We start from the raw sequence: 23,919 nt of genomic DNA, 5'->3' as shown, positions 1-23,919 counted from the left end.
GAGCATAGACGGCGCGATGTTAATAATCTGTGAATTTTCTCACAGATTGAAAACGGTTACACAAGATTAAATGTTCAGAGAGTGACCGCTGCCTCACTTTGCCACGGCGCCACAGAATGGCGACGTACCAGGGTAGGCATAAACAAATGACGGGCCTGTGGCTCCAGCCGGCCTGCCGCACCCAGCAGGGCCAGCTCGGTAGCCAGCGTCGCCATGGTAACAATGGGGTAGCGCACCGTGGTGAGCTTGGGGCTGGTATAGCGTGCGATGGGGATATCATCGAACCCCACCAGCGAGAAATGTTGCGGTACTGTGATACCGTTTTCTTTCAGCACCGCCATGGCACCGGCGGCCATGGCGTCATTGTAGGCAAACACCGCGCTCAAATGCAGGTTACGGCCGAGTAACTCGACCATGGCCGCTTCCCCGCCCTGCAGGTCCGGCGAACCGTAGGCGCGCCAGTTGTCCGGCGTGATCAGCCCTGCAGCGCCCATGGCCTGCGAGTAACCCTGCTGGCGCAGCGGCCCGTCTTCGATCGGGTGATTGGAGCCCAGATAGCCGATACGCTGATGACCTTGCGACAACAGCAAGCGCATCGCCATCTCCGCGCCGCTGACGTTGTCCAGACCGACGCAGCGGTGCTCATAGCCGGCAATAATACGGTTGATCAACACCATGCCCGGTACCTGATCGAGAAAGGTCATCAGCTCGGCATCACACAACGTTTTAGCATGAACAATCAAGGCATTACAGCGCTGGCGAATCAGCACCTCGATGGCGTGACGCTCTTTATCCGCCTGGTGATAACTGTTGCCGATCAGCAGATATTTGTGGTGTTGCTGCGCCACGGTGTCTACCGCTTTCACCAGCGCACCAAAGAAGGGATCGGAGACATCCATCACCACCACCCCGAGGGTATCGCTGCTCTGCGTGGCCAGCGCCTGCGCATTGGCATTGGGCCGATAACCCAGTTCAGCCACCGCCTTAAGCACCTGTTCACGCGTCTCTTTACTGGTCATGGCGCTGTGATTCAGCACGCGGGAGACGGTCGCTACGGACACGCCCGCACGCTTCGCCACGTCGCGAATGGTGGTTGGGTGAACAGAGGAGGCCATGAAAGATCCTGAGGTCGGGGTAGTTGACAGTGGCGCTATCCTACCCCGTTTGTCATCCTCCTCTGCGTGAATTACGTCACAGGAAAGAAAACGTTTACATACATTTTTTTAACCTACCTGCGCCAGATCTCAATTCAGCGCCCTGGGCTCCGGCTTGCCGGCGGCCAGATGGGTCAATTTTCGCCACAGCCATTCCACTGGCCCCTGGGTGAAATAACGCAGCCACAGGTTAGAAAACAACAGGTTAGCCAACCAGACCAGTGGAACAAACGCCAACAGCTGCAGGCGGTCAAACTGTTGGTACAGGCCGAAGCGGTAGAACAGCGTGGTGCAGATCAGCGTTTGCAGCAGATAATTGCTCAGCGCCATACGCCCGACCTGCGTCAGCCAATGCCCGATGCGCAGGCGCGACAGCGTCGGCCAGAAACCGTAGCACAGCGCCAGATAGCCCATGGCCTGCAGCGGTGCACCCAGTTCGCGCGGCACCTGCAATAAAAAGCCACTCCAGCGGTAGTCCCAGTGAAGATGCCATTGCAACGCCACTGCCGGCAGTTGGATCAGCAATGAAAGCGGTATCAGCCAGGCGGCCTGACGGCGGTAATAACCCGGCGAATAGGTGCCACGCAGCCAACCGCTGCGCATCAGTCCGGCACCAAACAGCATCAGCCCCGCCAACTCCCAACCGTATTGCGCGCCAATCGCCAACAGGCTGGAGGAGAGCAGATCGGTACGGCTACGCCAGGCCTCCATACCGCCCTGCAGCTTCCAGAATTTTTCATACTGCAGTTCCGCCACCCCGGGCTGCCAGAAACCACCCGGTTCACCGTGCGACATAAAGCCCAGTAACAGCAGGACCCCGACACCGATCAGGTATAGCACCACGCCGGTTTTCAACAGTTGATAGGTTTCTTTGGCTTCGCGGATCATTCGCCAGCACACCAACCCGATCAGACCGTAAGCCAGCAGGATGTCACCGTCCCAGAGGAAAATGGCGTGTGCCAGACCAAACAGCACCAGCCACGACAGCCGCGCGCGTATCCAGCCTTTGCCGCGACGCAGCAACATCTGCAAACCTGCACCAAACAACAGCGCAAACATCGCCAGGAACTTGGCCTGAGCGAAAATATCCAACAGCGCCCAGGTCCAGGCATCGCGCGACGACGGCAGCCCCAGATAGGCCGGATTCAGGTAGGCCGCCTTCGGCAGACCAAAGGCGCTGATATTCAGCAGTAGAATGCCAAGAATGGCAATACCGCGCACACAGTCCAGAGTGGCGATGCGCGGCAGCGGCGTGGTCGAAGTGTTGTTCATTATTTTACCGCTGTATTCCGGTCATTAAAAAGGCGCCCGCAGGCGCCTGTTTTTTTATCACTCACACATCACCCCTGGTGATGTCGCACCGCTCGCAGGAATTCCTGGCGAGTGTTCTGGCTGGACTTGAACAGCCCACCCAGCGAGGTGGTGGTGGTTGCGCTGGTCGCGTCGCGGATACCGCGCGCCTTAACACAATAATGGACCGCATCGATAGATACCGCCACGTTATTGGTGCCCAGCAGAGTTTGTAATGCCACCAGGATCTGCTGAGTCAAACGCTCCTGCACCTGTGGGCGCTGGGAGAAGAACTGCACGATACGGTTGATCTTCGACAGGCCGATTACCGCATCTTTCGGGATATAGGCCACGGTCGCCTTGCCATCGATGGTGACGAAGTGGTGCTCACAGGTACTGGTCAGGGTAATGTCGCGCACCGTCACCATTTCATCCACCTTCATCTTGTTTTCGATGACGGTGATTTTTGGGAAGTTGGCGTAGTCCAGACCAGAGAAAATCTCATCAACATACATTTTGGCGATACGGTGTGGGGTTTCCGCCAGGCTATCGTCGGACAGATCGAGATTAAGCAGTTGCATGATTTCCGTCATGTGCTCTTTAATACGGCGCTTGCGCGTCTCGCGATCCAGCACTTCACCACGCAACGGGGTTTCCAGGCCACGCTCTTCGAGCGCCGCGTGAACCAGTACAGCTTCTTTACTTAATGATGTCATTTCATCTCTCCAACGGACTGGAACTCACCCCTCCGGCTGCTTTACCGAGCAGACGGGCGAATTGCATACTCTCCTGACGACAGAAGTTTCCGTCATTAATAACGTGAACCCGGTCAAGATTTTGACCCCACTCTAGATGAGAGTGAGGGGATTATCCAGTGATTGTGCTTCATCAACAGGTGAAATATTCGCATTTAGCACAATCAGGCCCGCTGCGGCTATTCCACGTTTTTTGTACGGAATTTAATCACAACGGCGTCGGTTTTCGTGCCAACTCACGCGCTGGCGTATTCACCACCAACAGTCCGGCGACAATCAGGCCAGCCACAGCAACATATAACGCCGGTTCCAACCTATGGGTCAGGGCCGTTGACAGCGCCGACAGCGTAGGGCCAACCAACTGACCTATGGCATAACCCGTAGTCAACAATCCCGCCATATAGCGCGCATGCTTGGGTGCCAGTTCCCTGCCGTGCTGGATCGACAACTGCACCACGCTGAGGAAACCACCACCGGTCAACAATGCTCCCAGCGCCAGTCCGGCCACCCCCGGCACGATTTCCGCGCTCAAGACTCCTAACGCCTGTACCCACAGGGTAATGGCCAGACGGGTTTGGGTGGTCAGCTTGTGGCGGGTCAGGATACCGATAACAATCCCCAGTACCGCCGCCCCACCGAAGATCGGCCAGACAAATTGCGCGAACACGCTGCCGGGAAAACGTGCGGCGGCCATTTGCGACAAAAAGGTGGCCGGCAGAATATAGCCAAAGCCCGCCAGGCTGTAGCTCCACACCAGCCGCTTCAGCGCCGGGGTCAGCAGCAGTGGCTCCGGAGCCACATCCGGACGATGTAATTCACCGGCCTTCGGCAGGTTAATGCTGATTGCACCAATCAATACCAGCGCCAGCACGCCGTACACCAGCCAGGCCTGAGACGCCGTCAGCGCCAGGCTGTGAATGCCAACCGCCAGCATACCGCTGATAAAAATCCCGGCCCCCGGCCCCGCGAAGACCGCCGCACTGAGAGCCGGACGGCCATAATGTGCCAGCCGCTCATTGGTCCAGGCCGCCACCAGCACCATCGCCCAGCCGCTGGCCCAGCCAATCAGGAAACGCACGGCACCGTGCCACCATTCGCCCTGCACCCAGGCAGAAAGCAACGTCAAGATGACCGCGCCCCACACGCCCAGCCACAGCCGACGCTCGACATGCCGACTGGCCCGCATCGCGTCATAAGCACCGCACAGGTAGCCCAGGTAGTTGATGGCCGCCACCAGCCCGGCACCGGTCAGGGTAAACTGGTGCTCAGCAATCATCAGCGGCACCTGCGGGGTAAAGGCGAAGCGGCCAATCCCCATGGCTACGATCAACGCAATAAAGCCGCTCAGGGCAATTCTTAAGGCCATGTAGAGTTTCCAGACTGTTAAAAGAAAGTTGCCAGTATCATGCCGCAGTATTACACTCACAAAAACTGAATAATACTCACCAAGTTCATCACGAAAAGAGAAGATAATGGATCTGACCCAGCTCCGCATGTTCTGTAGCGTCGCCGAAACCGGCTCCGTTGCCCGTGCTGCCGAGCAACTGCACCGCGTACCCTCTAACCTGACCACCCGCCTGCGTCAGCTTGAACAGGAACTGGGCACCGATCTGTTCATTCGCGAAAAACAGCGCCTGCGCCTTTCGCCAATGGGCCATAACTTTCTCTGCTATGCCAACCGTATTCTGGCGCTGAGCGAAGAAGCCATGAGCATCACCCATGCCGGTGAGCCGGCAGGCAACTTCGCTATCGGCTCGATGGAAAGCACCGCCGCCACCCGCTTACCCACTTTACTGGCAACCTATCACCAGCGCTTCTCACAGGTGTCGCTGTCGCTGACCACCGGTACCTCCGGCGAGATCACCGAACGGGTGCGCGCCGGTACGCTGGCAGCGGCGCTGGTCGACGGGCCGGTGCAATATGACGAACTCAACGGCTGCATCGCCTTCCCCGAGCATATGGTAGTGATCTCCTGCCTCGATCACCTGCCGATCCATAGCGCCAAAGACGCCAAGGGCGAAACGCTGTTTGCCTTCCGCGCCAGTTGTTCTTATCGCCTGCGGCTGGAATCCTGGTTCAAGCGCGAAGGCGTGCTGCCGGGTCAGGTGATGGAAATTCAGTCCTACCACGCCATGCTGGCCTGTGTCGCCAGCGGTGCCGGGCTGGCGATGATCCCGCATTCGGTGCTTAGCCTGCTGCCAGGCCATGAGCGCGTGAAAGTGCATACCCTGCCGGACGACATCGCCCAAACCGCCACCTGGCTGCTTTGGCGGCGGGATGCCTTTGGCCCGAACGTGCGTGCCCTGAAAGAATTGATTATTGAACAGGCGGAAACCCTCGCGGTTGAAAATACTGCCTGTGATTTACCAGATGCTATCGACATAGCCTGATTAAAAAATAGACCACTGGAGACTATGATGGAAATGATCAAAACCCGTGCCGCCGTTGCCTGGGGCCCGAACCAGCCGCTGAAAATTGAAGAAGTCGATTTAATGCCACCGCAAAAAGGTGAAGTGCTGGTGCGGATCGTCGCCACCGGCGTCTGCCACACCGATGCCTACACCCTATCCGGTGCCGATCCGGAAGGCGTGTTCCCGGCGATCCTCGGCCATGAAGGCGGTGGCGTGGTGGAAGCCATTGGTGAAGGCGTGACCAGCGTGGAAGTCGGCGATCACGTGATCCCGCTGTACACCCCGGAATGTGGCGAATGCAAATTCTGTAAATCCGGCAAAACCAACCTGTGTCAGGCAATCCGCGCGACCCAGGGCAAGGGACTTATGCCGGACGGCACCACCCGCTTCTACAAAGATGGCCAGCCTATTTTCCACTACATGGGCACTTCCACCTTCTCCGAATACACCGTGGTACCGGAAATCTCACTGGCGAAAATCAGTAAAGAAGCGCCGCTGGAAGAAGTCTGCCTGCTGGGTTGTGGCGTTACCACCGGCATGGGTGCGGTAATCAACACCGCCAAAGTGCAGAAAGGCGATACCGTGGCCATCTTCGGCCTCGGCGGCATCGGCCTGTCGGCGATCATCGGCGCACAGATGGCAGGCGCAGGCCGCATCATCGGCATCGATATCAACACCAGCAAGTTCGACCTGGCACGCAAACTGGGCGCAACCGACCTGATCAACCCGAAAGACTACGATAAGCCGATTCAGGACGTGATCGTCGAACTGACCGACGGCGGCGTTGATTTCTCCTTCGAATGTATCGGCAACGTCAACGTGATGCGTTCGGCGCTGGAGTGCTGTCACAAAGGCTGGGGCGAATCGGTGATTATCGGCGTAGCCGGTGCCGGTCAGGAGATTTCTACCCGTCCGTTCCAACTGGTGACCGGCCGTGTGTGGCGTGGTTCCGCTTTCGGCGGCGTGAAGGGCCGTTCGCAACTGCCAGGCATCGTCCAGCGTTATATGGACGGCGAGTTTGCGCTGAATGACTTTATTACCCACACCATGGGGCTGGAGCAGATTAACGAAGCGTTCGATTTGATGCACGAAGGCAAATCCATCCGTTCCGTTATTCACTTCGACAAAAAATAAGCCAGGAGGCAGAGATGACCTTGTCATTAGAACTTCTCGAAGAGCACCGTATGTTCGGCGGCTGGCAACAGCGTTATCGCCACGCGGCGCAGAGCCTGAATTGCAACATGACTTTCAGCATCTATCTGCCGCCACCGCGCGATGATAACCCGCCGCCGGTGCTGTACTGGCTGTCGGGGCTGACCTGCAATGATGAAAACTTCACGCTGAAGGCCGGTGCGCAGCGTATCGCCGCCGAGCTGGGGCTGGTGCTGGTGATGGCTGACACCAGCCCGCGTGGCGACGATGTGCCCAATGATGAAGGTTACGACCTGGGTCAGGGGGCCGGCTTCTACTTGAATGCCACCCAGGCCCCCTGGGACAAGCACTTTCGCATGTACGACTACATCAGCGATGAGTTACCGGCGTTGATCCATCAGCATTTCAGTGTCAGCGATCGTCAGTCGATCTTCGGTCACTCAATGGGCGGCCACGGCGCACTGGTGATGGCATTCCGCAATCCGCAGCGTTTCCGTTCGGTGTCGGCGTTCGCGCCCATCGTTAACCCCTGTCAGGTGCCATGGGGGCGTAAAGCCTTCGCCGCCTATTTGGGTAACGACGAAAGCCAATGGCTGCAATATGACAGTTGCCACCTGCTGGCCAACGGCGCGGAAAAAATGCCGGTGCTGGTGGATCAGGGTGATGACGATCAGTTCCTGGCGGATCAACTGCAACCGGCGAAGCTGGCCGAACTGGCCCGCCAGCGCGACTGGCCGCTAACCCTGCGCATTCAGCCGGGTTATGACCACAGCTACTTCACCATCGCCAGCTTTATCGAAGACCACCTGCGCTTCCACGCCGAACATCTGTTCCGCTGATCGAAAAATCTGGGCGGTTACCCCGCCCGGATTTAATCAAATACCGTCGAGAAGAAAATCTATTGCGGCTTTGACCTCGGTTCGGTATTGGGTAGCATCGCAAAATTCAGCGCCCAAGGTACGAACGGGGATACTGGCCATCTCATGAGTCATAACGGCGTACTCATTGTCATCCACCAGCCTGACCAATGGGACCAAACGTTCCGGGCGAGTGCTACCTGGGTATTTTTCAATGGGCAATAACGGGATCACGACTCGACGATTTAATTGCCCGATGATATCGCTCGTCACATCAAGCAGCAGCGGGTAAACAGTACTTTTCCCTGTATTTGCATATACCGTAAATTGCATCGCTAAAACGTCCTGTATTCGTCACTGAAACAGCCATGTTCATCATGAAAACGGTTCAGAGCCTCAATAGCCTCTCGGTTATCTTCCTTCCATTTTCTCATCTCATGCTGACGCAATTCGGCATCCAAAGCAGCGTTCAGCGTAGCACTGAGGTTAATACCCGCCTCACGTGCACGGCTCAACAAGCTGCGTTCTACCGTCATGGTAACGCTTTGCGTCGTTCGTTGTTTTACTGGCATCAGTACCTCCCACAATAGCCTTCGTGCAAGCAACACGGCTTATTGAACGGATAGTAACACCAGGGAGCGGTGTTAGCCCATTCAAATGTGCTCCACGCGTCACGCCGAACACCTGTTCCGCTGATAAGCCGTAACCACTTGCGATTGTAAATATCGCAAGTGGTTATTCTTCCCTATAACACACACGGTTAACGCTCTCGGCCAGTGAACCAATAATAAACATCTTCAAACCAGGTTAATAAGGCTTTGGTGCCGATCACTGTAATCACCGCGATTGCAACATCCACATAACTATTACAAGGCTTCATAATTAGCAGTGATGAATACTCGATTAAAGAGAATGAAATAAATATCCACAGGGCTATAATAATGCAGTATTTCATTTACACATCCATGTAAAAAAATCATAAGAACACTAAGAAAAACAAGGTAACACCACCCCATTGAAAATAAAACAAAAATAACCATTGATTATAATAATATGACTAACACAATGATTAGGTAAACGTATTCGGTGGAATTACCTAATACGTTAAAGTGTTACGGTTAATTAAGCGATTAATATCCCGTATATTAACCGCTATTAATTTAACTTTATTCTATCCCTTTAATTTCGGATCCAGCGCGTCACGCAGCCCGTCGCCCAGCAGGTTGAACGCCAGTACGGTGATAAATATCGCCAGGCTGGGGAAGATCGCCACGTGCGGTGCAATCACCATATCTGCCCGCGCCTCATTGAGCATCGCGCCCCACTCCGGCGTCGGGGGTTGTGCGCCCAGACCGAGGAATGACAGGCTGGCGGCGGTGATGATCGAGGTGCCGATACGCATGGTAAAATACACCACAATCGACGAAATCGTCCCCGGCAGAATATGCCGCAGGATGATGGTCCAGTCGGACGCACCGATGCTGCGCGCCGACTCGATATAAGTCAGGTGCTTCAATACCAGCGTATTGCCGCGCACCAGCCGGGCAAAAGCCGGGATGCTGAAAATCGCGACCGCGATGATCACGTTGGACATACCGCTGCCCATAATCGCCACCACGCCAATCGCCAGCAAGATGCCGGGAAAGGCGAACAGCACGTCACAGATTCGCATGGTGATACGATCCCACCAGCCTTCGTAATAACCGGCCAGCAGCCCCAACAGCGTGCCGATCAGCCCGCCGACCAGCACCGAGAACACCCCGGCGGCCAATGAAATGCGGGTCCCCATAAGAATGCGGCTGAAAATATCCCGGCCAAGCGAATCCACACCCAGCCAGTGCACCAGCGAAGGCCCCTCGTTCAGACGGTCATAATCAAAGTAGTTTTCCGCATCAAACGGCACCAGATAAGGTGCCAACAGCGCGGCGGCCACCAGCAACAGCACCAACAGCCCGGCGACCAGGGCCACGCGTTGTTGGCGGAACCGCCGCCAGAACTCATGCCAGGGCGTGCGAACCGCGTTAGGGTTGATCGTCGGCATAGCCTTCAGTGCGGCGTTGCGTCGCCAATACTTAATCATCCAGCGTCCTCATTTGTAGCGTATCGCCGGGTTAATTGCCGCATACAGCAGGTCCACCAACAGGTTAATCAGAATGAACTCCAGTGAGAACAGCAAGACTTCGGCCTGGATCACCGGGTAGTCACGCATCTCCACCGAGTCGACCAGCAGCCTGCCTAGCCCTGGCCAATTGAACACCTTCTCCACCACGATCGAGCCGCCGAGCAAAAAGCCAAACTGCAATCCCATCATGGTGACGACCGGGATCATCGCGTTACGCAGGCCGTGTTTCACCACCACCATGGTTTCCCGTACGCCCTTGGCGCGCGCGGTACGCATGTAGTCTTCCTGCAACACTTCGACGAACGAAGCGCGGGTAAAACGCGCCATTACCGCTGCCACCGCCGCTCCCAGCGTGATCGAGGGCAGAATATAGTGCCGCCAGCTGTCGGCCCCCACCGTAGGCAACCAGCCAAGGTTGACGGAGAACACCTGCATCAACAGCATGCCAAGCGCAAAAGCGGGGAATGAGATGCCGGAAACCGCCAACGTCATGCCGAGGCGGTCCGGCCAGCGGTTACGCCAGACGGCAGACACCATACCGATGCCCATACCGAAGATCGTCGCCCACAGCATGCTGGTCAGGGTCAGCCACAGGGTCGGCAGAAAGCGCGAGCCAATCTCTTCGCTTACCGGGCGTTTGGAGACCATTGAGGTGCCAAAATCCCCCTGCAGCGCATTGACAAAAAAGTGCACGAACTGCTGTGGCAGCGGCTTGTCGAGCCCCAGATCCTTACGAACCAGTTGCACCACCGCCTCGTCGGCCTCCGGCCCTGCCGCCAGCCGTGCCGGATCGCCGGGCAACATATGGACGAACAGAAACACCAGCACCGCGACAATCAGCAGCGTCGGGATCAACCCCAGCAGTCGTTTCAGAAAATAATTAAGCATCTCGGGTGAGTCCCCTCACCCCGCCCTCAATGAGAGCGGGGATTGGCGCCTTATTTAAGATCGGCATTATCAAAGTTGAACGAGGTATCCGGCATTACATAGAAACCACTCAACTGTTTGTTGTTGGCCGACAGCAAACGCTCGGTCGCCAGGAAGATCCACGGCGCATCAGCCCAGATGCGATCCTGCGCGTCCTTGTACAGTTTTTGCTTCTCGCCGCGATCGGTGGTCGCCAGCGCACCGGTCAGATCCTGGTCCACCTGTGGGTTACTGTAGAACGCGGTGTTGAACTGCTTGGGTGGTGCCGCCTGGGTAGAGAACAGCGGCGACAGCGCCCAATCCGCCTCACCGGTTGACGCAGACCAGCCGGTATAGAACATCCGCACGCCGGTGTCTTTCACCCCAACGCTTTCCACCTGTGCCGCACGTTGACCGGCATCCATCGCCGTCACCGTCACTTTTACCCCTACCTGCGCCAACTGCTGCTGGGCAAACTGCAGGACTTTCTGCGCGGTGCTGTGGTTATGCGACGACCACAGGGTGGTGGTGAAGCCGTTCGGGTAGCCTGCTTCCTTCAGCAGTTCGCGCGCCTTGGCCGGATCGTATGGCCATGGCTTATAACGGGTAGCAAAGTCTATCGCCGGCGGCACCGGACCTTCTGCCGGTACCGCGTAGCCGGAGAACGCCACCTTGATCAGCGCATCTTTGTTGATGGCATAGTTCAGCGCCTGCCGCACTTTCAGATTATCAAACGGCTTCTGGGTGACGTTCAGGCTGATGTAGCGTTGCAGGATCGAAGGGGCCGCCACCAGATCGAGTTTGGCATTGCCTTCCAGCACCTTGGCCTGCTCATAAGGGATCGGGAAAGCAAAGGTCGCTTCGCCGGTCTGCAACATCGCCGCGCGGGTATTGTTATCCACGATCGGCCGCCAGGTGATGCTGTCGAGTTTCGGCAGCCCCGGCTTCCAGTAACCGTCAAACTTCTTCACCTTGACGAAATCGGTCTGGTTCCAGGTCACGAACTGGTAAGGGCCGGTACCGACCGGATGGAAACCAATCTCTTTGCCATACTGCTTCAGCGCCGCCGGGGAAATGATCACCGCCGCCGGGTGCGCCAGGTTATTGATAAACGCCGAGAATGGCGCTTTCAGCACGATCTTGACCGTTGTAGCATCCACCACTTCGGTTTTGTCGATCATCTTGAACAGGTTGTAACGCTTGAGGTGGTTGTCCGGGTTGCTGGCACGATCCAGGTTAACCTTCACCGCTTCGGCGTTAAATTCGCTGCCGTCATGGAATTTCACTCCCGGATGCAGCTTGACGGTGTAAGTCAGGCCGTCTGGGCTCACCTCGTAGCTGTCCGCCAGCACGTTTACCAGCTTCATGTCCTTGTCAAAGCCGAACAGGCCCTGATAGAAGGATTTGGCCACCGCCTGCGACAGCGTGTCGTTGGCGTCATACGGGTCAAGCGTGGTGAAATTGGACGCAACGGCGATCACCGCATCTTTCGCCGCCCAGGCCGGGCCTGCGCCCACCGCCGCCAACAGCACGACGGCCGCTAATGCCTTACGTTTGAATGTGTGCTTCATGGTGCTTGCATCTCCTGAGGTCATTAAAAGGCACCGGCGATCGGATGACGGGCAACAAAGTGCCCGGGGCCAACCTGCACCAGCGGTGCGGTAACGGGTTCATCGCCCAGCGCGCGGATCGGGCTGGGAATTTCATCGACCAGCAGCGGCTGGCGTTGGTGAGCATGGGCCGGATCGGCCACCGGTACTGCTGCCATCAGCTTGCGGGTGTAGGCGTGCTGCGGGTTATTAAACACCGCACGGCGCGGGCCAATCTCGACAATCTGCCCGAGGTACATCACCGCAACGCGATGGCTGATACGCTCCACCACCGCCATATCATGTGAGATAAACAGAAAGGCAATGCCAAACTCACGCTGTAAATCGAGCAACAGGTTGACGATCTGCGCCTGAATCGACACATCGAGCGCCGATACCGATTCATCGGCGATCACCACTTTTGGGTTGAGTGCCAGCGCGCGCGCAATGCAGACTCGCTGTCGTTGCCCGCCAGAGAACTCATGCGGGTAGCGACGTGCGTGTTCAGGTTTCAATCCGACGCGCTCCAGCAGCCAATCGACCCGTTCTTGTGCGGCCTTGCCGCGTGCCACGTTATGCACCAGCAGCGGTTCCATAATCGAGAAGCCGACGGTCAGACGCGGATCGAGCGAGGCATAAGGATCCTGGAAGATAAACTGGATATCCCGCCGCAGATGCTGCAACGCCGGGCCTTTCAACTGATTGATCTGGCGACCGTCAAAGGTAATGGTGCCGCGCTGACTGTCCACCAGCTTCAGCAAGGATCGGCCGGTGGTGGACTTGCCGCAGCCGGACTCCCCCACCAGCCCCAGGGTTTCACCGGGGTAGAGATCGAAACTGACGTTTTCCACCGCGTGTACCCGGCGGGTGACCCGGTTCAGAATGCCGCTGCGCAGATCAAAGCGCGTCACCAAATTCTCCACCCGCAGGATCGGCGCCGCACCGGGCGGCACGGTATCCTGTGGGCCGCCATTGTCCGCCCCGTTCGGCAACGGAAATTTGGCCGGAAAATCTTGTTGTGCCATCGAACCCAGCTTCGGTACCGCTGCCAACAAGGCCTGGGTGTAGGGCTGTTGCGGTGCGGCAAACAGCTCGCGCACCGGTCCCTGCTCCACCCGTTCCCCCTGACGCATCACCAGGACCCGGTCGGCAATCTCCGCCACCACGCCCATGTCGTGGGTGATGAAAATGACCCCCATCTGCATTTCCTGCTGCAGCACGCGGATGAGCTGCAGGATCTGCGCCTGAATAGTGACATCCAGCGCGGTGGTCGGTTCGTCGGCAATCAATAATGCCGGTTTACAAGACAGCGCCATGGCGATCATCACTCGCTGGCGCATGCCGCCAGAAAGTTGATGCGGGTAGCGGTTAAGCACGTCTTTGGCTTCGGGAATGCGGACCAGATCGAGCATCTGCAAGGCGGCTTGTTTGGCAGCCCGATGATCCATCGCCTGATGCAGACGCAGGGATTCGGCGATCTGCTCACCCACCGGGAATACCGGATTCAGTGAGGTCATGGGCTCCTGAAAAATCATCGCCATATCGGCACCGCGTACCGTCCGCAGCGTCCCCTGGCGGGCACGGGCCAAATCAAGCACCTCACCGTTGCGCCGACGGAAGGGCATGGCACCGCTGACGATATTGCCACCGCCCTGTTCCACCAGCCGCATCAAGGCCAGCGAGGTGACGGATTTGCCCGAGCCGGATTCGCCGACGATCGCCAGCGTTTCACCGCGATCGACATCGAATGACAGGTTGCGCACCGCATCCAGGGTGTCACCCTGTTGATGAAACTGAATACTGAGATCGCGTACTGAAAGTACGCGTTGTGGCGGCAACCATAGCCCAGCGTCGGCCGTGGGCGGCATCAAGGTATCGGTCATGCACCCTCCTGGTGATCGGTTAGCGATAAATCCCTACGGACGGCGCATCGCCGACATAACCAAACCCGCGGTACATCCCTTCACTGTTAAAAGGCAGCGCCACGTTACCCTGGCTGTCGATGGCGATCATCCCGCCGCTACCGCCCATCGCCAGCAGTTTTTCCATCACTACCCGGTCGCTGGCCTGCTGCAGGCTGAGACCGGCGTATTCCATCAACGCGGAAACGTCATAGGCCGCCACGCCGCGCATGAATATTTCACCGGTGCCGGTGCTGGAGACCGCCACCGTGGCATTATTGGCGTAACAGCCGGCGCCGATTATCGGCGTATCGCCGACCCGACCGGCCTGTTTGTTGGTCATGCCACCGGTCGAGGTCGCCGCCGCCAAATTGCCCAGGGCGTCCAACGCCACCGCACCCACGGTGCCAAACTTACTGTCGGGGTCGATCGGCTCAGCACCGTCGTGATCGAGCAACACTCGTCCCAGCTCCGCCTGAGCGCGGTGCAGTTGGTCAAAACGTGATTGGGTAAAGAAGAAGTCAGGGGCGACCATTTCCAGGCCGTGGGCAGTGGCAAACCTTTCGGCGCCCTCGCCGGCGAACAGCACATGCTGGCTGTTTTCCAACACCGCACGCGCAGCCAGTATCGGATTGCGTATCCGGCTGACACCCGCAACGGCACCGGCATCACAGGTGCGTCCGTCCATCACGCAGGCATCCAGTTCATGGGTACCCTGATGAGTGAACACCGAGCCTTTACCGGCATTGAATAACGGGCACTCTTCCAGCAACCGCACCGCTTCAGTCACCGCATCCAATGCGCTGCCACCCTGGGCGAGGATCTGCTGACCTGCGGCGACAATGCCGGATAACGCCTGAATATACTCTTGTTCTTTTTCAGCACTCAGCGCCGTACGGGTAATTGCGCCCGCACCGCCGTGAATGGCAATCACTGGTTTGCTCATTTGCCTGACACCCTGTGTTAAACCTGCCAACCCCACACCGTTCCCGGGCTGATAATTAATTATTTTTTCTTTTCCCGACTATATTTAGCCCGACATTCTATGTAAAGCATTAAGTCACTACTCAGCATTTAGCGTAGTTCGCTTAGATTATTTCGCACATTGAAATAGCTTAATGGAATAAAAACAGTCAGTTAGAATAGAGCGAAAACACCGTAAATAACGGTTGGGATTTTTGGTAAAAGCACTGGGCGGATAGACAACTATTATCCGGAGAAATAACCGATATCTCTGTATATTAAGCTGTCACAGGTTCAACCTGCTGTTTTTCAGCAGGCTGAACGCAGATGATAATATTTAGAACCCGGAGCCCGGCAGCAACAGAAATGCTTCTTCTTCCGGGGTTGAGATGCGGCCTAATATCGCATTACGGTGCGGGTAACGGCCAAAACGGTCAATAATGGCTTTATGTCGCAATTCAAACTCCAGCTGATCGCCATTATCCAGTTCGGTATACAACGCCAGCGCCTGCTGATGGATCAGCGCCGACTCCGAGTGCATAAACGGCAGATAGAGAAAACCCCGCTGTTCCCGGCTGAGCTGTTCACACTGCCCGCTGCGCACCGCTTCCTGCGCCAACACCAGCGCCATACAGTCGCTGGCAAATGAACCGGGCGTGCCACGGAACAGATTGCGGCTGAACTGATCGAGCACAATCACCTCCGCCAATCGTCCCTCAATGGTTTCTCGCCAGTGCGCCAGTTCACCGGCAGCGGCGGCCTGCCAAATCTGGCCAAAGCGGGTATGCAGCAGGCGATCAAATTCATCATCCTTTTTGAACCACATTGCCGGTTCGATCTCGTCGAACCAGAAGTCTAATACCTGTCTGTGCATCACGGTCTCCTGTTGTTTACTTCAGCATAGCATCCTTCATAATACCCCCACTTTGCCGAAAATTTCGCGCACCCTGATTACGGAGTTCTCTCAATGGATCATTGCCATACTTCCGATCTCATTTCCCTGGAGCAGGCGCTGGAGAAGATGCTCAGCCAGCTCTCTCCCCTGCAGCAGACCGAATCCATTGCCCTGACCGCCGCCGCCGGCCGTATTACAGCCGCAGCGGTGATTTCCCCTATTGACGTGCCCCCGTTTGCCAATTCGGCGATGGACGGTTACGCCGTGCGCCTCGCCGACTTGCAGGCCAATGCCCCGCTGCCCGTGGCGGGCAAAGCCTTTGCCGGTGCGCCATTCAATGGTGACTGGCCAGCCAACACCTGCGTGCGCATCATGACCGGCGCCCCTATCCCTGTCGGCGCCGAAGCGGTGATCATGCAGGAACAGGCCGAGGTGAGTGATGCCGGAGTACGCTTCACGGCCGAAGTGCAAGCCGGGCAAAATATCCGTCTGGCGGGGGAAGATATTCGCCTGGGTGCCGGGGTGTTACCCGCTGGCGTCAGGTTTGGCGCGGCACAGTTGCCGTTGCTGGCCTCGCTCGGCGTCGCCGAAGTCCAGGTGATGCGCAAACTGAAAGTCGCGGTGTTCTCCACCGGCGACGAGTTACAACCGGTCGGTCAACCGCTGCAGGCAGGTCAAATCTACGATACCAACCGCTTTGCGGTGCGCCTGATGCTGGAACAGCTGGGCTGCGAGGTGATCGATCTGGGCATTATCCGCGACAATCAAGAAGCGCTGCGTGCCGCCTTCGAACAGGCGGACAGTCAGGCCGACGTGGTAATCAGCAGCGGTGGCGTCTCGGTCGGTGAAGCCGACTACACCAAGCAGATGCTGGACGAACTGGGCGAAGTCAGCTTCTGGAAGCTGGCGATCAAACCGGGTAAGCCTTTTGCCTTCGGCAAGCTGAAACACGCCTGGTTCTGCGGCCTGCCGGGCAACCCGGTTTCCGCCGCCCTGACCTTCTACCAACTGGTGCAACCGCTGTTGGCAAAGCTGGCCGGTCACAGCGACTGGCAGTTGCCACCGCGTCTGCAAGCACGCGCATTAACCCCCTTGAAGAAAGCGCCGGGCCGTCTCGATTTCCAGCGCGGCGTATTTACCAGCAACGCCCAGGGTGAGTTGGAAGTGAGCAGCACCGGTCATCAGGGCTCGCACGTCTTCAGCTCGTTCAGCCAGGGCAACTGCTTTATCGTGCTGGAGCGCGATCGTGGCTCAGTGGCGACGGGCGAAATGGTGGACATTGAGCCCTTCAACGCCCTGCTGAGGAGCTGAGCATGCTGCCGGAATTAACCGATGCCGAAGCGCTGCGCTACAACCGCCAGATTATCCTGCGCGGCTTCGACTTCGACGGCCAGGAAAAGCTGAAGGCCGCACGGGTACTGATTGTCGGCCTCGGCGGATTGGGTTGCGCCGCCGCGCCCTATTTGGCTGCGGCGGGCGTCGGTCACCTGACGCTGGTTGATTTCGACACCGTTTCGCTCTCCAACCTGCAACGCCAGATCCTGCACCGCGACGCGCGTATTGGCATGGCGAAAGTGGAATCGGCGCGTATCGAACTGAGCGCCATCAATCCGCATATCCACATTGACGCCGTTGACGGGCAGTTGGACGACTCTCAGATGGCGGCACAGATTGCCGCCTGCGATCTGGTGCTGGACTGTACCGACAACGTAGCAACGCGCGACCTGCTGAATCGCCTGTGCCATGCGCAGCGTAAACCGCTGGTGTCCGGCGCGGCGATCCGTATGGAGGGGCAGCTGAGCGTTTTCACCTACCAGCCTGATGAACCTTGCTACCGTTGCCTGAGTCGGTTATTCGGCGATAACGCCCTGACCTGTGTCGAAGCCGGTGTAATGGCCCCGCTGGTGGGCACCATCGGCACCTTGCAAGCCATGGAGGCCATCAAACTGCTGACGCAATACGGCCAGCCACTCACCGGTAAACTGCTGATGTTTGATGCCATGACGATGCAATTTCGTGAAATGAAGCTGCCGAAAAATCCGCAGTGCGAGGTGTGTGGCGGGGAATAACAGACACAAAAAAGGCGGGAGTGCTCCCGCCTTCGATTATCACTGGTTATTTTTGCGGGCGCGTATAACGCGCCCCTACCAGAGAGTTAGACGATACCCTGGCTACGCAGATAGTCTTCGTAGTTGCCGGTAAAGTCGATCACCTTGGTCGGTGTCATTTCCAGTACGCGGGTCGCCAGCGAGCTAACGAACTCACGGTCGTGGGAAACGAAGATCAGGGTGCCTTCATACATTTCCAACGCCATGTTCAGCGACTCGATGGATTCCATATCCAGGTGGTTGGTTGGTTCATCCATAATCAGGATGTTAGGACGCTGCATCATCAGCTTGCCGAATAACATGCGGCCCTTCTCACCCCCTGACAACACCTTCACTTTCTTCTTGATGTCGTCCTGGCTGAACAGCAAACGACCCAGCACGCTGCGAACGGCCTGCTCGTCGTCTTTTTCCTGCTTCCACTGGCTCATCCAGTCGAATACCGTCAGGGTGTCATCGAATTCGTATTCGTGATCCTGAGCGTAGTAACCGATTTTGGCGTTTTCAGACCATTTCACGCTGCCGCTGTCCGGTTGAGCATCGCCAACCAGCGCTTTCAGCAGGGTCGACTTACCAACACCGTTCGGGCCCAGTACCGCGACTTTCTCGCCCACTTCAACCATCAGGTTGAGTTTGCTGAACAACGGGCCGTTGTCGAAGCCTTTGGTCAGTGCTTCCACTTCCAGCGCGTTACGGAACAGTTTTTTGTCCTGGTCGAAACGGATGAACGGGTTCTGACGGCTTGAAGCCTTCACTTCTTCCAGCTGGATCTTGTCGATCTGGCGGGCACGTGAAGTCGCCTGTTTGGATTTGGAGGCGTTGGCGCTAAAGCGGCTAACGAACGACTGCAGTTCGTTAATCTGTGCCTTTTTCTTGGCGTTATCCGCCATCAGACGTTCACGCGACTGGGTTGCCGCCGTCATGTATTCGTCATAGTTGCCGGGATACACGCGCAGTTCGCCGTAGTCCAGATCCGCCATGTGTGTACACACCATGTTCAGGAAGTGACGGTCGTGCGAAATGATAACCATGGTGCTGTTACGCTCGTTCAGCACCTGCTCCAGCCAGCGAATGGTATCGATGTCCAGGTTGTTGGTTGGTTCGTCGAGCAACAGGATTTCTGGATCGGAGAACAGCGCCTGCGCCAGCAACACGCGCAGTTTGAAGCCCGGTGCGATTTCGCTCATCGGACCATAATGCTGTTCAACCGGGATGCCTACGCCGAGCAGCAGCTCGCCGGCACGTGCTTCGGCGGTGTAACCGTCCATCTCGCCGTAAGCGACTTCCAGATCGGCCACTTTATAGCCGTCTTCTTCGCTCATTTCGGCCATAGCGTAAATACGGTCACGCTCTTCCTTCACTGCCCACAGCTCATGGTGGCCCATGATGACGGTGTCCAGCACGCTGTATTGCTCAAAAGCGAACTGATCCTGACGCAGTTTACCCAGACGCTCGTTCGGATCGAGGAACACGTTGCCGCCGCTCGATGCCAGGTCGCCGCCCAGGATTTTCATAAAGGTGGATTTGCCGCAGCCGTTAGCCCCGATCAAACCATAGCGGTTACCGCCACCAAATTTAACAGAGATGTTTTCAAACAGCGGCTTACTGCCAAACTGCATAGTAATGTTGTTAGTGCTTAACACAGCGCTCGCTCTTCATATCATTAGGAATGTGATTTGGCGCGCATTATGCCATAACGGGGATAAGAGATCGCGGGAAGTTTCGGTGACAATTTGAGCAATGGTGCGCTAGTGGTGGATCATGCTATTAGCCAACATTTCTAAATCAAAGGTTCAACGTGATGCAAACCTGTCATTTGATCAGTGAGCGTGAGACTTGTATAGCTAACTACCTTATGAAGATAGTTAGCTTTATATATCATTCTAACGCCCACCTACATCAGTGGCCCCAAACGTCTCTTTGGAATCTATTCCAGCCAATAATCAAGATATCCTCCAGAGAGAAACTACCCCCGCTTGAAGGTTGCCATGGGCCACTTCCCCAAGATGTCCCACCGCCATTAGGATACATATCAATTGAAGATGTACCTGGAGCCCAACATCTTCCGTTAGCATCTATGTACGTCCCCATATCTCGCCCTCTCTGGTCAATTATATTTCCTGACTCTCTGTGGCCATCGAGATTCATACCCCCAGAAATCAAGTGTAACTCGTTAAATTTTATTTCTTTCATGAGCATATCCTTTTAATATACTTATCAATAAATTAGGAAAATAAATATACTCACAAGCATCCATGTTTTAAAATACCAAAATATATATCTTTAAATTTTTCCCTTCTTAAAATGTCAGCTTTCAATGTCGAAACATTGTTACCCAACTCTTTTTCAAAAATGGACTTGACGTCCTTATTATTTATTTTACCTAGTTGTTTTAATCCACAGGCCACATAAAGTTTGCTTTCTGACGTCGCCTCTGGGTTATTAGCTATTGTCAAAAAAATCTCTGTTGCATTCTTGCTTTTAAGAATATCTCTTACATCATTCTCTCCTTTACTATACTTACCAATAAACCCATTCATCCCTACGGAAAAGTAACTTACCTTGGATAAATCATTTGCTATAGAAGAATAATTCATTTCAGATGTGTAACCATAAAGAGAGCATAGCAAAGTAAAAAAAAAGCAACAACTGACATAAACTTTTTTCATCAGCTCATCCTCTGTTCGAAAACTATCTATAATATGTAAAACATAACCATATCAACTAGCTCATTGTAAAGAAATTATTTTATAAACGAACTGGTTACTTTAATTTTAAAAAATTAAAGCATGGATGTAAATTTATATTTTACATATAGTTACAACCATTTTCTGGTAAGGAAATCTTATATCCATTAAATAAATTCAGATAAAAAACTCGCAAAAAACCATTCAAAAAAACAATATGAATTGGATTTATTTATAAAAAAACAATAAATTAAAAACAATATGATTAATTACCTGAACTATTCCTCAGACATCCAACACATAATACTGACGTATATTACCATCTAACACATAAGAGAAAGCTCTGACACATACTAAATAAAAAATTTTCAACCCTAAGTTTTAAATACCAGGTCAGGCAACCCTGAACCGTACTCTAAGCAACCCACCATTCCTCTCTTGCACTCGGAAATTTCAACATGACTCAGATCAGCTCCACTCGAGAACCGGATAAGTTCATCACTTCTCAAACCGCGAAATGCTATTGAGAATCGATCCGCGCTGTTGTTATAGAAAAGAACCATCTCGTATGGAGTAGCTTTGTTCCGCTCATTCTGGTGATAAGGGGTTGTATACTCATCAGGGTACTTGAATGGGTCTGCCGGAACCCATGCCGAAACTGTAGCTGGGAGTGCCATTAAAAGCGGCAACATGCATTTCTTCATTATCATACGCCCCTAAAATAACTAACATCATGAATATTAACAAAAAGACTGTTTTTCGTACAATTTATTGATGACTATGAGTCACATCAACACAAATAAAATGTGACTCATAGTCCGTGGTCTGATAAGCAACAAAACATGATGCTTGTTAGATGAAAAATGAACTTCAAATCAAATTTGGCAAACGTGTTCGAGAACTGCGCAAAGAGCGTGGTTGGTCGCAAGAAGAATTCGCTGATAAATGTGAGATAGATCGCACTTATATAAGTGGGATTGAGCGTGGGGTTAGGAATCCCACATTAGAGGTGATTGGTCTGATAGCAGCAGGCTTTGATAGTCCGGTGGCAACGTTAATGCTATTCAATACCCAATAAGTAATCATCTTTAAGTATTGTTATGTTACTCAACAACATCGTATTTTCGCAATGCATATGATTTTATATAATATTTTCCCTATAAATTCTCAACGTTAAAATAACAAAAGAAAACAACTAGCAGACTTATAATTAATTATTTCCAGCACTACTTATTACTTTCTAGTTTTGTGAACTACTGTATTATGTTTCCTCTTGTGGTAATCCTTCTACTTGTTGTATATATTTTTATTGAAAATTGATACGCATAGATGATATATAATACCAATACCTAATTTTAATGTTTTATACTAAGGAGATAAAATAATGAGAGATGATATTTTAAAAAGTTTCTTAACTGACTTTTCCACACAAAACAATTACGAAGAACTCCCAGAAGACGAGCAATTTGAGAGATTCGTTAATTTCAATATAGTATCAAAGCTATATCCTCGAGACTTGGAAGTTGAGGATTTGGCAACAGGAGGTACCAATGATTTGGCTATAGATGGAGCTGCCATTATTGTAAATGGAAGAATAATAACTAATGAAGAAGAGATTGAATTTTTAAGGAATAAAAATGGTACTCTAGATGTAACATTTGCTCTAATACAATCTAAGAACTCACCAAAATTCAAAGGAGATCAAATATTAAACTTTATAACGGGAGTGAAAATTTTATTCGATCAAAACCCTTCTATTCCAGAGAATGAACAAATAAAAAAAATAAGGAAACTTAAAGAAATAATATATCAACACTCTATTGACTTTGATGAACCTCCTGCACTTAAACTATATTTCGTAACCACAGGTGAATGGAACGAACCAGAAGCAATAGTTGGAAAAGTCAACAGGGAGCTAAAAGAGATAGATGAAAGAGGATTATTCAAAAATACAGCTGATATAGAATTTTATGATGCCGAAAGATTAAAATCAAACTATAGGGAGTTAAGCCGTAAGTCGGTAAAGGAGATTCCATTCAACAATAATGTACCTTTACCTGAAATACCAGAACACTTGAATATTAGACAATCATTTATTGGTAGTATTCCTGTGGTAGATTATATAAAACTGATAACTAATAATGACGGGAATTTATAAAAAGGTCTATTTTACGATAATGTTCGAGACTATCAAGGAAAAAATAAAGTAAACCAAGAGATAGCAAAAACGCTAAAATCAGAAAATAACAAGTTTTTGCTTCCACTACTAAACAATGGGATTACTATAATTGCAAAAAAAGTTGACAAAGTCGGCCCAAAACTAAAGCTAACAGATTTCCAAATAGTCAATGGATGCCAATCTAGCCATGTATTATTTGAGAATAAAGAAAGTCTATCCTCTAGCATACATATCATTATAAAGATAATTGAAACAAATCATCAGGATGTAATTAACAATATTATAAGAGCCACTAATAGGCAGACAGAAGTTAAAGATGAAGCATTTGAATCACTGAAACCATTCCATAAGGACTTGGAGGAATTTTATAAAGCCAAATCGTCGAATCTAATCCCTCCCATTTATTATGAGCGTAGATCTAAAGAGTATCTTGGCAATCCAAAAGTCAAAGCATACCAGGTCATAACTCTGGCATCACAAATAAAGTCATATGTATCACTAGTATTAGAACAACCACAGAGCACACACAGATATTTTGGTGAGATATTAGAAAGCAACAAAGATAAATTATTCATAACGACATCAGGAAATTTAAACTTATACTATATATCCTCCCTTATCGTTAATAGACTTGAGATTCTTTTTAAGAGGAAATCCGTCCAGCAAAAATATAAAGACTTCAAGTACCACATTGCATTTTTGGTATATTTAATGCTAAATAAAAACAAAAAAAACACGGATGAGATAATAAATACCTTTAATACAAAAGACCTTTACAAGCCATTATTTGATGACTCATGCAAAGTAATATCAAAAGTACTAAGCGAAAATAGAATTTCCAATAAGGATGCTATTCGGAGCAGAGAGTTCACATCCAAGATTAGAGAGAAAGCACTAACGAAATAAAATCACAAAGATAAATTGCCAGCTACTGCTGGCAATTTACACAAAAA

The 23,919-nt window shown here is 53.1% G+C and carries 21 protein-coding genes and 1 pseudogene; 8 read left to right on the top strand and 14 right to left on the bottom strand.

The features are described from left to right. Positions 1-74: 74 nt before the first annotated feature. The 4 genes from galS to QOT07_RS07905 form a co-directional block, all read right to left on the bottom strand. Positions 75-1,115, bottom strand: coding sequence for an HTH-type transcriptional regulator GalS (galS, locus tag QOT07_RS07920; protein ID WP_283602865.1), 1,041 nt, complete (start codon positions 1,113-1,115; stop codon positions 75-77). A gap of 129 nt (positions 1,116-1,244) precedes the next feature. After that, positions 1,245-2,426, bottom strand: a complete 1,182-nt coding sequence (yeiB, locus tag QOT07_RS07915; protein ID WP_275881038.1) for a DUF418 domain-containing protein YeiB — start codon at positions 2,424-2,426, stop codon at positions 1,245-1,247. 68 nt (positions 2,427-2,494) lie between these two features. Continuing rightward, positions 2,495-3,160 carry a GTP cyclohydrolase I FolE gene (gene folE, locus QOT07_RS07910; protein WP_012005993.1) on the bottom strand — a complete coding sequence of 222 codons (666 nt, stop codon included), beginning with the start codon at positions 3,158-3,160 and terminating at the stop codon, positions 2,495-2,497. Between the two features lie 247 nt (positions 3,161-3,407). Then, positions 3,408-4,565: a YbfB/YjiJ family MFS transporter gene (locus QOT07_RS07905; protein ID WP_219015746.1), complete on the bottom strand. Its 1,158-nt coding sequence runs from the start codon at positions 4,563-4,565 to the stop codon at positions 3,408-3,410. A gap of 106 nt (positions 4,566-4,671) precedes the next feature. Between QOT07_RS07905 and ptrR the strand changes: the two genes are divergently transcribed. From ptrR to fghA, 3 genes are read left to right on the top strand one after another with little or no spacing between them, the layout of a single operon-like run. After that, on the top strand, positions 4,672-5,589 hold the full coding sequence (gene ptrR, locus QOT07_RS07900; RefSeq protein WP_283602864.1) for a putrescine utilization regulator PtrR: 918 nt from the start codon (positions 4,672-4,674) through the stop codon (positions 5,587-5,589). A 27-nt stretch (positions 5,590-5,616) separates the two neighbouring features. Beyond that, positions 5,617-6,744 (top strand): S-(hydroxymethyl)glutathione dehydrogenase/class III alcohol dehydrogenase, encoded by a 1,128-nt coding sequence (locus QOT07_RS07895; protein ID WP_198404463.1) that lies wholly within the window; start codon positions 5,617-5,619, stop codon positions 6,742-6,744. 14 nt (positions 6,745-6,758) lie between these two features. Next, the gene (gene fghA / locus QOT07_RS07890; protein WP_099064107.1) at positions 6,759-7,601 is read left to right on the top strand and encodes an S-formylglutathione hydrolase; all 843 of its coding nucleotides are present in this window, start codon (positions 6,759-6,761) and stop codon (positions 7,599-7,601) included. A 36-nt stretch (positions 7,602-7,637) separates the two neighbouring features. On the opposite strand, the gene QOT07_RS07885 is transcribed toward fghA, so the two are convergent. The 8 genes from QOT07_RS07885 to QOT07_RS07850 form a co-directional block, all read right to left on the bottom strand. Then, a complete protein-coding gene (locus QOT07_RS07885) occupies positions 7,638-7,952 on the bottom strand; it encodes a CcdB family protein (RefSeq protein ID WP_099064106.1) in 315 nt (104 codons plus the stop codon). 2 nt (positions 7,953-7,954) lie between these two features. After that, the gene (locus QOT07_RS07880; RefSeq protein WP_012005987.1) at positions 7,955-8,191 is read right to left on the bottom strand and encodes a type II toxin-antitoxin system CcdA family antitoxin; all 237 of its coding nucleotides are present in this window, start codon (positions 8,189-8,191) and stop codon (positions 7,955-7,957) included. Between the two features lie 599 nt (positions 8,192-8,790). Continuing rightward, positions 8,791-9,699: a glutathione ABC transporter permease GsiD gene (gene gsiD, locus QOT07_RS07875; protein WP_262261034.1), complete on the bottom strand. Its 909-nt coding sequence runs from the start codon at positions 9,697-9,699 to the stop codon at positions 8,791-8,793. A 9-nt stretch (positions 9,700-9,708) separates the two neighbouring features. Next, a complete protein-coding gene (gene gsiC / locus QOT07_RS07870) occupies positions 9,709-10,629 on the bottom strand; it encodes a glutathione ABC transporter permease GsiC (protein WP_085115922.1) in 921 nt (306 codons plus the stop codon). A 50-nt stretch (positions 10,630-10,679) separates the two neighbouring features. Next, a complete protein-coding gene (gene gsiB / locus QOT07_RS07865; RefSeq protein ID WP_099064102.1) occupies positions 10,680-12,218 on the bottom strand; it encodes a glutathione ABC transporter substrate-binding protein GsiB in 1,539 nt (512 codons plus the stop codon). Between the two features lie 23 nt (positions 12,219-12,241). Beyond that, complete coding sequence (locus tag QOT07_RS07860; protein ID WP_283602863.1) at positions 12,242-14,119, bottom strand: dipeptide ABC transporter ATP-binding protein; 1,878 nt, start codon at positions 14,117-14,119, stop codon at positions 12,242-12,244. A 19-nt stretch (positions 14,120-14,138) separates the two neighbouring features. Beyond that, positions 14,139-15,083 carry an isoaspartyl peptidase/L-asparaginase family protein gene (locus QOT07_RS07855; RefSeq protein ID WP_283602862.1) on the bottom strand — a complete coding sequence of 315 codons (945 nt, stop codon included), beginning with the start codon at positions 15,081-15,083 and terminating at the stop codon, positions 14,139-14,141. 354 nt (positions 15,084-15,437) lie between these two features. Beyond that, complete coding sequence (locus QOT07_RS07850) at positions 15,438-15,974, bottom strand: DUF924 family protein (protein WP_283602861.1); 537 nt, start codon at positions 15,972-15,974, stop codon at positions 15,438-15,440. Between the two features lie 93 nt (positions 15,975-16,067). Here QOT07_RS07850 and moeA point away from each other — a divergent pair, with 93 nt between their 5' ends. Together moeA and moeB are read left to right on the top strand one after the other, a co-directional pair. Then, the gene (moeA, locus tag QOT07_RS07845; protein WP_283602860.1) at positions 16,068-17,306 is read left to right on the top strand and encodes a molybdopterin molybdotransferase MoeA; all 1,239 of its coding nucleotides are present in this window, start codon (positions 16,068-16,070) and stop codon (positions 17,304-17,306) included. A 2-nt stretch (positions 17,307-17,308) separates the two neighbouring features. Next, positions 17,309-18,064 (top strand): molybdopterin-synthase adenylyltransferase MoeB, encoded by a 756-nt coding sequence (moeB, locus tag QOT07_RS07840; protein ID WP_283602859.1) that lies wholly within the window; start codon positions 17,309-17,311, stop codon positions 18,062-18,064. A gap of 86 nt (positions 18,065-18,150) precedes the next feature. Here the strand turns inward: moeB and QOT07_RS07835 are convergent, their stop codons facing one another. Both QOT07_RS07835 and mchS3 read right to left on the bottom strand, forming a co-directional pair. Next, positions 18,151-19,743 carry an ABC-F family ATPase gene (locus QOT07_RS07835; protein WP_099064096.1) on the bottom strand — a complete coding sequence of 531 codons (1,593 nt, stop codon included), beginning with the start codon at positions 19,741-19,743 and terminating at the stop codon, positions 18,151-18,153. Positions 19,744-20,343: 600 nt separating this feature from the next. Further along, the gene (mchS3, locus tag QOT07_RS07830; protein WP_283602858.1) at positions 20,344-20,769 is read right to left on the bottom strand and encodes an MchS3 family protein; all 426 of its coding nucleotides are present in this window, start codon (positions 20,767-20,769) and stop codon (positions 20,344-20,346) included. A gap of 874 nt (positions 20,770-21,643) precedes the next feature. Here mchS3 and QOT07_RS07825 point away from each other — a divergent pair. The 3 genes and pseudogenes from QOT07_RS07825 to QOT07_RS07815 all read left to right on the top strand — a co-directional run. After that, positions 21,644-21,865, top strand: coding sequence for a helix-turn-helix domain-containing protein (locus QOT07_RS07825; RefSeq protein WP_283602857.1), 222 nt, complete (start codon positions 21,644-21,646; stop codon positions 21,863-21,865). A 306-nt stretch (positions 21,866-22,171) separates the two neighbouring features. Then, positions 22,172-22,945 carry a hypothetical protein gene (locus QOT07_RS07820; RefSeq protein ID WP_283602856.1) on the top strand — a complete coding sequence of 258 codons (774 nt, stop codon included), beginning with the start codon at positions 22,172-22,174 and terminating at the stop codon, positions 22,943-22,945. A gap of 21 nt (positions 22,946-22,966) precedes the next feature. Continuing rightward, positions 22,967-23,872, top strand: a pseudogene (locus tag QOT07_RS07815) (AIPR family protein); the annotation flags it as partial. Positions 23,873-23,919 lie beyond the last annotated feature (47 nt).

The sequence above is a fragment of the Serratia proteamaculans genome, assembly GCF_949794035.1.
Lineage (GTDB): Bacteria > Pseudomonadota > Gammaproteobacteria > Enterobacterales > Enterobacteriaceae > Serratia > Serratia proteamaculans.
This window is presented reverse-complemented; position numbering and strand designations above follow the sequence as displayed.

What these genes read in the sequence shown, in the direction of transcription:
- QOT07_RS07905 (WP_219015746.1), bottom strand. Translation starts at nt 4,565, where the DNA reads ATGGCCTTAAGAATTGCCCTGAGCGGCTTTATTGCGTTGATCGTAGCC.
- yeiB (WP_275881038.1), bottom strand. Translation starts at nt 2,426, where the DNA reads ATGAACAACACTTCGACCACGCCGCTGCCGCGCATCGCCACTCTGGAC.
- folE (WP_012005993.1), bottom strand. Translation starts at nt 3,160, where the DNA reads ATGACATCATTAAGTAAAGAAGCTGTACTGGTTCACGCGGCGCTCGAA.
- QOT07_RS07825 (WP_283602857.1), top strand. Translation starts at nt 21,644, where the DNA reads ATGAAAAATGAACTTCAAATCAAATTTGGCAAACGTGTTCGAGAACTG.
- gsiC (WP_085115922.1), bottom strand. Translation starts at nt 10,629, where the DNA reads ATGCTTAATTATTTTCTGAAACGACTGCTGGGGTTGATCCCGACGCTG.
- gsiD (WP_262261034.1), bottom strand. Translation starts at nt 9,699, where the DNA reads ATGATTAAGTATTGGCGACGCAACGCCGCACTGAAGGCTATGCCGACG.
- QOT07_RS07860 (WP_283602863.1), bottom strand. Translation starts at nt 14,119, where the DNA reads ATGACCGATACCTTGATGCCGCCCACGGCCGACGCTGGGCTATGGTTG.
- mchS3 (WP_283602858.1), bottom strand. Translation starts at nt 20,769, where the DNA reads ATGAAAAAAGTTTATGTCAGTTGTTGCTTTTTTTTTACTTTGCTATGC.
- QOT07_RS07880 (WP_012005987.1), bottom strand. Translation starts at nt 8,191, where the DNA reads ATGCCAGTAAAACAACGAACGACGCAAAGCGTTACCATGACGGTAGAA.
- QOT07_RS07850 (WP_283602861.1), bottom strand. Translation starts at nt 15,974, where the DNA reads ATGCACAGACAGGTATTAGACTTCTGGTTCGACGAGATCGAACCGGCA.
- ptrR (WP_283602864.1), top strand. Translation starts at nt 4,672, where the DNA reads ATGGATCTGACCCAGCTCCGCATGTTCTGTAGCGTCGCCGAAACCGGC.
- QOT07_RS07855 (WP_283602862.1), bottom strand. Translation starts at nt 15,083, where the DNA reads ATGAGCAAACCAGTGATTGCCATTCACGGCGGTGCGGGCGCAATTACC.
- galS (WP_283602865.1), bottom strand. Translation starts at nt 1,115, where the DNA reads ATGGCCTCCTCTGTTCACCCAACCACCATTCGCGACGTGGCGAAGCGT.
- moeB (WP_283602859.1), top strand. Translation starts at nt 17,309, where the DNA reads ATGCTGCCGGAATTAACCGATGCCGAAGCGCTGCGCTACAACCGCCAG.
- moeA (WP_283602860.1), top strand. Translation starts at nt 16,068, where the DNA reads ATGGATCATTGCCATACTTCCGATCTCATTTCCCTGGAGCAGGCGCTG.
- QOT07_RS07895 (WP_198404463.1), top strand. Translation starts at nt 5,617, where the DNA reads ATGGAAATGATCAAAACCCGTGCCGCCGTTGCCTGGGGCCCGAACCAG.
- QOT07_RS07885 (WP_099064106.1), bottom strand. Translation starts at nt 7,952, where the DNA reads ATGCAATTTACGGTATATGCAAATACAGGGAAAAGTACTGTTTACCCG.
- fghA (WP_099064107.1), top strand. Translation starts at nt 6,759, where the DNA reads ATGACCTTGTCATTAGAACTTCTCGAAGAGCACCGTATGTTCGGCGGC.
- QOT07_RS07820 (WP_283602856.1), top strand. Translation starts at nt 22,172, where the DNA reads ATGAGAGATGATATTTTAAAAAGTTTCTTAACTGACTTTTCCACACAA.
- gsiB (WP_099064102.1), bottom strand. Translation starts at nt 12,218, where the DNA reads ATGAAGCACACATTCAAACGTAAGGCATTAGCGGCCGTCGTGCTGTTG.